The organism is Pantoea sp. CTOTU50773, from assembly GCF_032082325.1.
Lineage (GTDB): Bacteria > Pseudomonadota > Gammaproteobacteria > Enterobacterales > Enterobacteriaceae > Pantoea > Pantoea communis.
In genome coordinates this window covers 1-6,881 of the sequence record NZ_DAMDQC010000203.1, presented here as the reverse complement: position 1 = coordinate 6,881, position 6,881 = coordinate 1, and the positions used below count along the sequence as shown (strand labels likewise).

The following is a 6,881-nucleotide window of genomic DNA, read 5'->3' as shown; positions in this document are numbered from 1 at the left end:
TTGAGAAAGCGCTGGTTGTGGATGAAAGCTTCCACCTGCGCGGCATGATCACCGTTAAAGACTTCCAGAAAGCAGAGCGTAAACCTAACGCCTGTACAGATGCGGAAGGCCGTCTGCGTGTGGGTGCTGCGGTTGGTGCGGGCGCAGGTAACGAAGAGCGTGTTGACGCGCTGGTTGCTGCGGGCGTTGACGTTCTGCTGATCGACTCTTCTCACGGTCACTCTGAAGGCGTTCTGCAACGTATCCGTGAAACCCGTGCGAAGTATCCAGACCTGGACATCATCGGGGGCAACGTGGCGACCGGTGCAGGTGCATTGGCACTGGCCGAAGCGGGCGTGAGCGCGGTAAAAGTGGGTATCGGCCCTGGTTCAATCTGCACCACGCGTATCGTGACTGGCGTAGGTGTACCACAGATTACCGCCGTTTCTGATGCGGTTGCTGCGCTGGAAGGCACTGGTATCCCGGTTGTGGCTGATGGTGGTATCCGTTTCTCAGGTGACATCGCCAAAGCGATCGCCGCAGGCGCGGCCGCTGTGATGGTCGGTTCTATGCTGGCGGGTACTGAAGAATCTCCAGGCGAAATCGAGCTGTATCAGGGACGTTCGTTCAAATCTTACCGTGGTATGGGTTCACTGGGCGCGATGTCTAAAGGCTCATCTGACCGTTACTTCCAGACCGATAACGCGGCTGACAAACTGGTGCCGGAAGGTATCGAAGGCCGCGTCGCTTATAAAGGCCGTCTGAAAGAGATCGTGCACCAGCAAATGGGCGGTCTGCGCTCTTGCATGGGCCTGACCGGTTGCCCAACCATCAACGATCTGCGTACTAAAGCCGAGTTCGTGCGCATCAGTGGCGCAGGTATCAACGAAAGCCACGTGCATGATGTGACCATCACCAAAGAGTCACCGAACTACCGCATGGGTTCATAATCCCGTAAGATTCAACGCCCGGCACCTGCCGGGCGCTTTTATTATTAAGTCCATCCCAATGGAAACGCCTCAATGACGACTGAAAATATTCATAAACATCGCATTTTGATCCTCGATTTTGGTTCTCAGTATACGCAGCTGGTCGCGCGCCGCGTGCGTGAGCTGGGCGTCTACTGCGAACTCTGGGCGTGGGATGTCACCGAAGAGCAGATTCGTAGCTTCAATCCAAACGGCATCATCCTGTCAGGTGGCCCGGAAAGCACCACTGAGCTTAACAGCCCACGTGCACCAGAATACGTGTTCAATGCTGGCGTACCGGTGCTGGGCGTGTGCTACGGCATGCAGACCATGGCAATGCAGCTGGGCGGCAAGGTTGAAGGCTCCAACGAGCGTGAGTTTGGATATGCGCAGGTTGAAGTGCTGACCCAGAGCGCGCTGGTTCGTGACATCGAAGATGCCATCAGCGCAGCCGGCAAACCGCTGCTGGACGTGTGGATGAGCCACGGTGACAAAGTGACCGCTATCCCGGCTGGCTTTGAAACCGTTGCCAGCACCGAAACCTGTCCGTTTGCCATCATGGCCAACGAAGAGAAGAAATTCTACGGCGTGCAGTTCCACCCAGAAGTGACGCATACCCGTCAGGGCCTGCGCATGCTGGAGCGTTTCATCCGTGATATCTGCGGCTGTGAAGCACTGTGGACGCCAGCCAAGATCATCGAAGATGCGGTTGAGCGTATTCGTGAGCAGGTCGGCGAAGATAAAGTGATCCTTGGCCTGTCAGGTGGTGTGGATTCCTCTGTCACCGCGATGCTGCTGCACCGTGCTATCGGCGAACGTCTGACCTGTGTGTTCGTGGACAACGGCCTGCTGCGTCTGAACGAAGCCGAGCAGGTGATGGACATGTTTGGCGACCACTTTGGTCTGAACATCGTTCACGTTGCCGCTGAAAACCGTTTCCTCAATGCACTGGCGGGCGAGAACGATCCCGAAGCCAAGCGTAAGATCATCGGCCGCGTATTCGTTGAAGTGTTCGACGAAGAAGCGCTGAAGTTGACTGACGTGAAATGGCTGGCACAGGGCACCATCTATCCAGACGTGATCGAGTCTGCTGCTTCTGCTACCGGCAAGGCACACGTGATCAAATCGCACCACAACGTGGGCGGTCTGCCGAAAGAGATGAAGATGGGCCTGGTTGAGCCGCTGAAAGAGCTGTTCAAAGACGAAGTGCGTAAGATCGGTCTGGAACTGGGTCTGCCATACGCCATGCTGTATCGCCATCCGTTCCCAGGTCCAGGTTTGGGCGTGCGTGTCCTCGGCGAAGTGAAGAAAGAGTATTGCGACCTGCTGCGTCGTGCCGATGCGATCTTCATCGAAGAACTGCATAAAGCTGACCTGTACAACAAAGTCAGCCAGGCCTTCACCGTGTTCCTGCCAGTGCGCTCTGTTGGCGTAATGGGCGACGGTCGTAAATATGATTGGGTTGTGTCACTGCGCGCAGTAGAGACCATCGACTTCATGACCGCGCACTGGGCGCACCTGCCGTACGATTTCCTCGGCCGTGTCTCCAACCGCATCATCAACGAAGTGAACGGCATTTCTCGCGTGGTTTACGATATCTCAGGTAAGCCACCGGCCACGATTGAGTGGGAATGATTTTCGTTAACTGAATTGCCTATCAAGCCCGCTTAAATGCGGGCTTTTTATTTAGATGTGAGGAATCAGTCTAACGCCAGCTGCACGGGTAATCTCTGTAAGGGTAGTGAGCGTTGGATTTCCTGTTTCAGAGAGTGTCTTGTACAACTGCTGGCGCGACAACCCCGATTTACGAGAGATTTCGCTAATGCCACCCCGGGCTTCAACTACCCGGCGAAGGGCGATCAGAAAGGCAGCTATCCCGCCTTCTTCGTAGATATCTTCCAATGCCGTTTGCAGGTAGATTTCAGCGTAATCCGGGTTTTCTCGCAGCTCTGCTACCATCGCATCGTCGTGACTGACTGCTTTTTTCTTTGGTGCAGATTGAGTGATGATAGTCATGCTGTTACCTCGTTTGATGTTCACGCCAAAATTTTACTGCTTTTGCTAAGTCTTGTTTTTGGGACGATTTATCTCCCCCAATAAGAAGCAAAATTATCCTATCTCCATCGAGTGCGTAGTAGACGCGGTAACCGGGGCCATAATCGATTTTTAATTCCCAAACACCCTCTCTTTCAAATCGGTAGTCGCCAAAGTTTCCACTTTCAGCGCGATCCACTCGAGTATCTATCTTTGCTGCGGCGCGAGGATCCTTCTTTCTTAATTTGATTATCCATTCGGTATAGGGAACTTTGCCATCAGGATCCTGATAACGTTTAGTGGTATACAGCATAGCGTCCTCGCAAGCATTCAATCCAGCGAAAATTGTCTTTTATAAGCGACATTGATGCAACGAAAGGGTTAGTGAAGTGTGTGCATCTGCGAGATATACGCCATTCTTTTATTGCCAACCGACATGCATTTTCAGTGCAATTTGCCCTATCGCATAGTTAGTGAATACAAACTCACCCTACCAATGCATGATGGCAGGTGAATTGTTAATCATCAGGACGCCGTCGATGCTGCCACTGAAAGCCTTTCTCCTCTCTTTCCTCTGTATTGCGCTGCTCTCGCTGGCAGCCAGTTTGGCGCAGGCCACGCGCACCGGTGAGTTAACCAGTGAGCGCGGTGGCTGGGCGACGGCGCGACGGGATTCGGCCGGGATAGCGCCGGACCCGCACCAATATGCCAATCTGGCCATCGTGCAGGTTTATGCTGCGCCCACATATGGCTGGAAGGGCGCTGTCGCGGTGCATCCGTGGATCATTTTTAAGCGTGCAGGGGAGACGCAGTACAACCGCTACGAAGTGATCAGCTGGGGCAGCGGCGATAAGGTGCGTCGCAACGCAAACCTGCCGGATGGATACTGGTACGGCGCGAAACCGCGTTTACTGGTGGAGCATCGCGGCAAGGAAGCAGAAGCAATGATTCCGCAGATCGAAGCGGCGATAAAATCTTACCCATGGCCAACGACCTATCACGCGTGGCCGGGACCGAACAGCAACACCTTTATGGCACACATTGGCCGTGAAGTGCCTGCGTTGAAGCTGGATTTGCCTGCTAATGCACTAGGCAAAGATTATCGCTCTCTGCTTCATCCCATTGGATTACCACCGTCGGGGCGCGGATTACAGGTGTCCTTGCTGGGTGTGTTAGGCGTTACCCTGGGTGCGGAAGAAGGGCTGGAAGTGAATGTGTTGGGATTGAATCTGGGGCTGGACTTCGCGCCATTAAAACTGCGCTTGCCGTTTATTGGCAGAATTGGGCAAGATAATCTGCAAAAGGACAATCCGTGATTGTCTGCGTTCACGTCATGCAAAAAATTGCGTAATGCCATCCACTTAAGCCAGTGAGTGCGTCTTTAACCTGGTACGCATGAATGCGCACTTTATGAAAACCGCACCAAACAATGTAAGGGCGTCATTAACCGCACCGAGCAGCGTAGCGCGTCATTCATGGCGAGCAAAACCAGGCATTACACAATAAATTATGCCGCTATGGCAGGGTGCACTGACCAGTAGCGGCGCTATTTATCGCGCAACGGAAGAATCAGCACACGCCGAAATCGCCTTCTTCGTGATACAAATTCACGCTATCTGCCCTGACTTCGATCTCACGTTTGATGGGATCGTCAATACGTGCACACCATAGCAACTCCCCTTCAACCCGTGTGACCTGCATCTTTGGGCCACCGGTCTTCGACTGCACAAAATCATCAACTTTAAACATGCTGTTTCTCCCTCAGGTCAGTGATAGCGCTAAGTGTATATGCGCTTGAACTCAGGTGCGCTCGATTTTGTGCGCTGGTATCCAACCTCAAATTAAATCCGGGATCACAGGACACTTGTTGTTCTCTCACGCCTTAAATGCTGATGACATAGCATCTGAAAACTGAAGGTGGTTGTCAGTTGACAACCTAATGTTCAAAGTATAAGGTGGCATGCAATGTCAGAAAGGAAGCGACACCCGCACAAAGAGATTGAAAGCGTTTTACGTTATGCAGAAGTTCAGGGATGGAAAATTGTGCAGGGTGGGCATCATGCGTGGGGAAAAATGTATTGCCCGGAGAATTCAGCAGAGTGTCGATGCGGTGATTTCTGTATTACCTGCATTTGGAGCACGCCTAAGAGCCCTGAAAATCATGCCAGGATGTTAAAGCGAGTGGTGGATAACTGCTCAAGAGTGAAACGATAAGGATGTAAAAATGGAATTTGAATTCACGTTACGTTTTCAGTTGAGTGAGGCTGTGTCTGATGACGAAGCCCTGGAACGACTCGGCGCTGCCGGTTGCACTGATGCGCTGGTGGGTACTGGCGTAGCCGGTAAATTGAGTCTGATGTACTACCGGGAAGCGGAGAGTGCGCAGCAAGCGATTCGCGATGCCTTAGCCGAAGTCATTCAGGCTTTACCCGATGCCGAACTGATTGAAGCGGCCCCCGATCTGGTCGGCCTTACGGATATCGCCGAGTTGATCGGCGTATCGCGCCAGAATATGCGGAAGTTAATGCTCACTCACAGCCCGCAGTTTCCACGTCCAATTCATGATGGTAAAACCGCGCTGTGGCACCTTATCGATGTGGTCGAGTGGTTAAATCAACGCGGCTCATCGCGCGTAACACCAGGCATCAGCGAACTGGCGCACGCAACGTTGCAACTCAATTTGCAGCAAGCGCTGCAACGTTACGCGCACTGTCTTTGATTTAACGGTGCAGCAAAAACACCGTTGCCAGACCGAGGAAAATAAAGAAACCGCCGGTGTCGGTGATAGCGGTGATCAGCACGCTGGAACCTACTGCCGGGTCGCGTTTCATCTTGGTCATGATCAACGGAATCAGTACGCCCATGAGCGCCGCCAGCAGCAGATTAAGCACCATCGCCAGCATCATTACGCCACCGAGTTGCATATTGTCGTACATCAACCAGGTGATGCTGCCCATGATTCCGCCCCAGAATAGCCCGTTAATCAGGGCAACGCCGAGTTCACGTACCACCAGAAAGGAGAAGTTACCGGGTTCCACCTGATGTAGCGCCAGTGCACGCACAATCATGGTGATGGTTTGGTTACCGGTGTTACCGCCAATCCCGGCGACGATAGGCATCAGCGCCGCCAGCGCCACCAGTTGAGAAATGGTCTCTTCAAACAGGCCAATTACGCGAGAAGCGATAAATGCGGTACACAGATTGATGGCGAGCCACGCCCAGCGTTTACCCACCGCTTTGCGCACCGGCGCGAACACGTCCTCACCCTGGCTGATACCGCCCATCTTACGAATGTTACTTTCGTTCTCTTCGTTAACCAGATCGATCACGTCTTCCACGGTGATACGGCCAATCAGCTTACCTTTCGCATCAATAACGGCGGCAGAGATCAGGTTATAACGCTCAAAGGCACTGGCTGCATCTTCGGCTTTGTCGTCGAGCTGAAAGGTGGTCGGGCGCGCATTCATCACGTCAGAAACCAGCGTCTTTGGCTTGTTGAGTAAAATGTCGGTGAGTGTTAACTCACCCAGCAACTGATTCTGTTCGTCAGTAATAAAGATTTTATCGGTACCATCCGGCATGCTTTTGCGCTTGCGCAGAAAGCGCTGCACGGTGGCGAGGGTCACGTCAGATCGGACAGTCAGAATATTGAAATCCATCACCTGGCCCACGCGGTCGCGATCAAGCTCGATCACTTCCAGCAGGCGTGCACGCAAGTTTGGCTCCAGCGTGGTGAGTAAACGTCCGGTTAAATCACGCGGCAGATAGCGAGCCAGATATACCTGATCGTCGATGTCCAGCGGCTCAATAGCGTGCAGAATCTCGCGATCAGTCATACCTTCCGTCAGGCTGGCCCAGACGGTTTCAGAGGCATCCACCAGCCCGCGACCGCGCTGTTCG

The 6,881-nt window shown here is 53.2% G+C and carries 9 protein-coding genes; 5 read left to right on the top strand and 4 right to left on the bottom strand.

From position 1 onward, the window contains the following. Together RT340_RS20995 and guaA are read left to right on the top strand one after the other, a co-directional pair. A partial coding sequence (locus RT340_RS20995; protein ID WP_313377646.1) for an IMP dehydrogenase occupies nucleotides 1-929 on the top strand: 929 nt, incomplete at its 5' end. A 72-nt stretch (nucleotides 930-1,001) separates the two neighbouring features. Continuing rightward, entirely contained in the window at nucleotides 1,002-2,582 is a 1,581-nt protein-coding gene (gene guaA / locus RT340_RS20990; protein WP_313377645.1) for a glutamine-hydrolyzing GMP synthase, read from the top strand. Nucleotides 2,583-2,633: 51 nt separating this feature from the next. On the opposite strand, the gene RT340_RS20985 is transcribed toward guaA, so the two are convergent. Both RT340_RS20985 and RT340_RS20980 read right to left on the bottom strand, forming a co-directional pair. Continuing rightward, complete coding sequence (locus tag RT340_RS20985; RefSeq protein WP_283215478.1) at nucleotides 2,634-2,963, bottom strand: addiction module antidote protein; 330 nt, start codon at nucleotides 2,961-2,963, stop codon at nucleotides 2,634-2,636. 4 nt (nucleotides 2,964-2,967) lie between these two features. Continuing rightward, on the bottom strand, nucleotides 2,968-3,294 hold the full coding sequence (locus tag RT340_RS20980; RefSeq protein WP_313377644.1) for a type II toxin-antitoxin system RelE/ParE family toxin: 327 nt from the start codon (nucleotides 3,292-3,294) through the stop codon (nucleotides 2,968-2,970). 226 nt (nucleotides 3,295-3,520) lie between these two features. On the opposite strand from RT340_RS20980, the gene RT340_RS20975 reads away from it, so the two are divergent. After that, entirely contained in the window at nucleotides 3,521-4,297 is a 777-nt protein-coding gene (locus RT340_RS20975; protein ID WP_313377643.1) for a DUF3750 domain-containing protein, read from the top strand. 253 nt (nucleotides 4,298-4,550) lie between these two features. On the opposite strand, the gene RT340_RS20970 is transcribed toward RT340_RS20975, so the two are convergent. Then, complete coding sequence (locus tag RT340_RS20970; protein ID WP_034825711.1) at nucleotides 4,551-4,730, bottom strand: hypothetical protein; 180 nt, start codon at nucleotides 4,728-4,730, stop codon at nucleotides 4,551-4,553. Between the two features lie 216 nt (nucleotides 4,731-4,946). Here RT340_RS20970 and RT340_RS20965 point away from each other — a divergent pair, with 216 nt between their 5' ends. Then, nucleotides 4,947-5,195 (top strand): hypothetical protein, encoded by a 249-nt coding sequence (locus RT340_RS20965; protein ID WP_071845604.1) that lies wholly within the window; start codon nucleotides 4,947-4,949, stop codon nucleotides 5,193-5,195. 10 nt (nucleotides 5,196-5,205) lie between these two features. Further along, complete coding sequence (locus RT340_RS20960; RefSeq protein ID WP_058959124.1) at nucleotides 5,206-5,700, top strand: helix-turn-helix transcriptional regulator; 495 nt, start codon at nucleotides 5,206-5,208, stop codon at nucleotides 5,698-5,700. 1 nt (nucleotide 5,701) lies between these two features. On the opposite strand, the gene RT340_RS20955 is transcribed toward RT340_RS20960, so the two are convergent. After that, nucleotides 5,702-6,881: magnesium transporter (locus RT340_RS20955; protein WP_313377642.1), on the bottom strand; the 1,180-nt coding region annotated here is incomplete at its 5' end.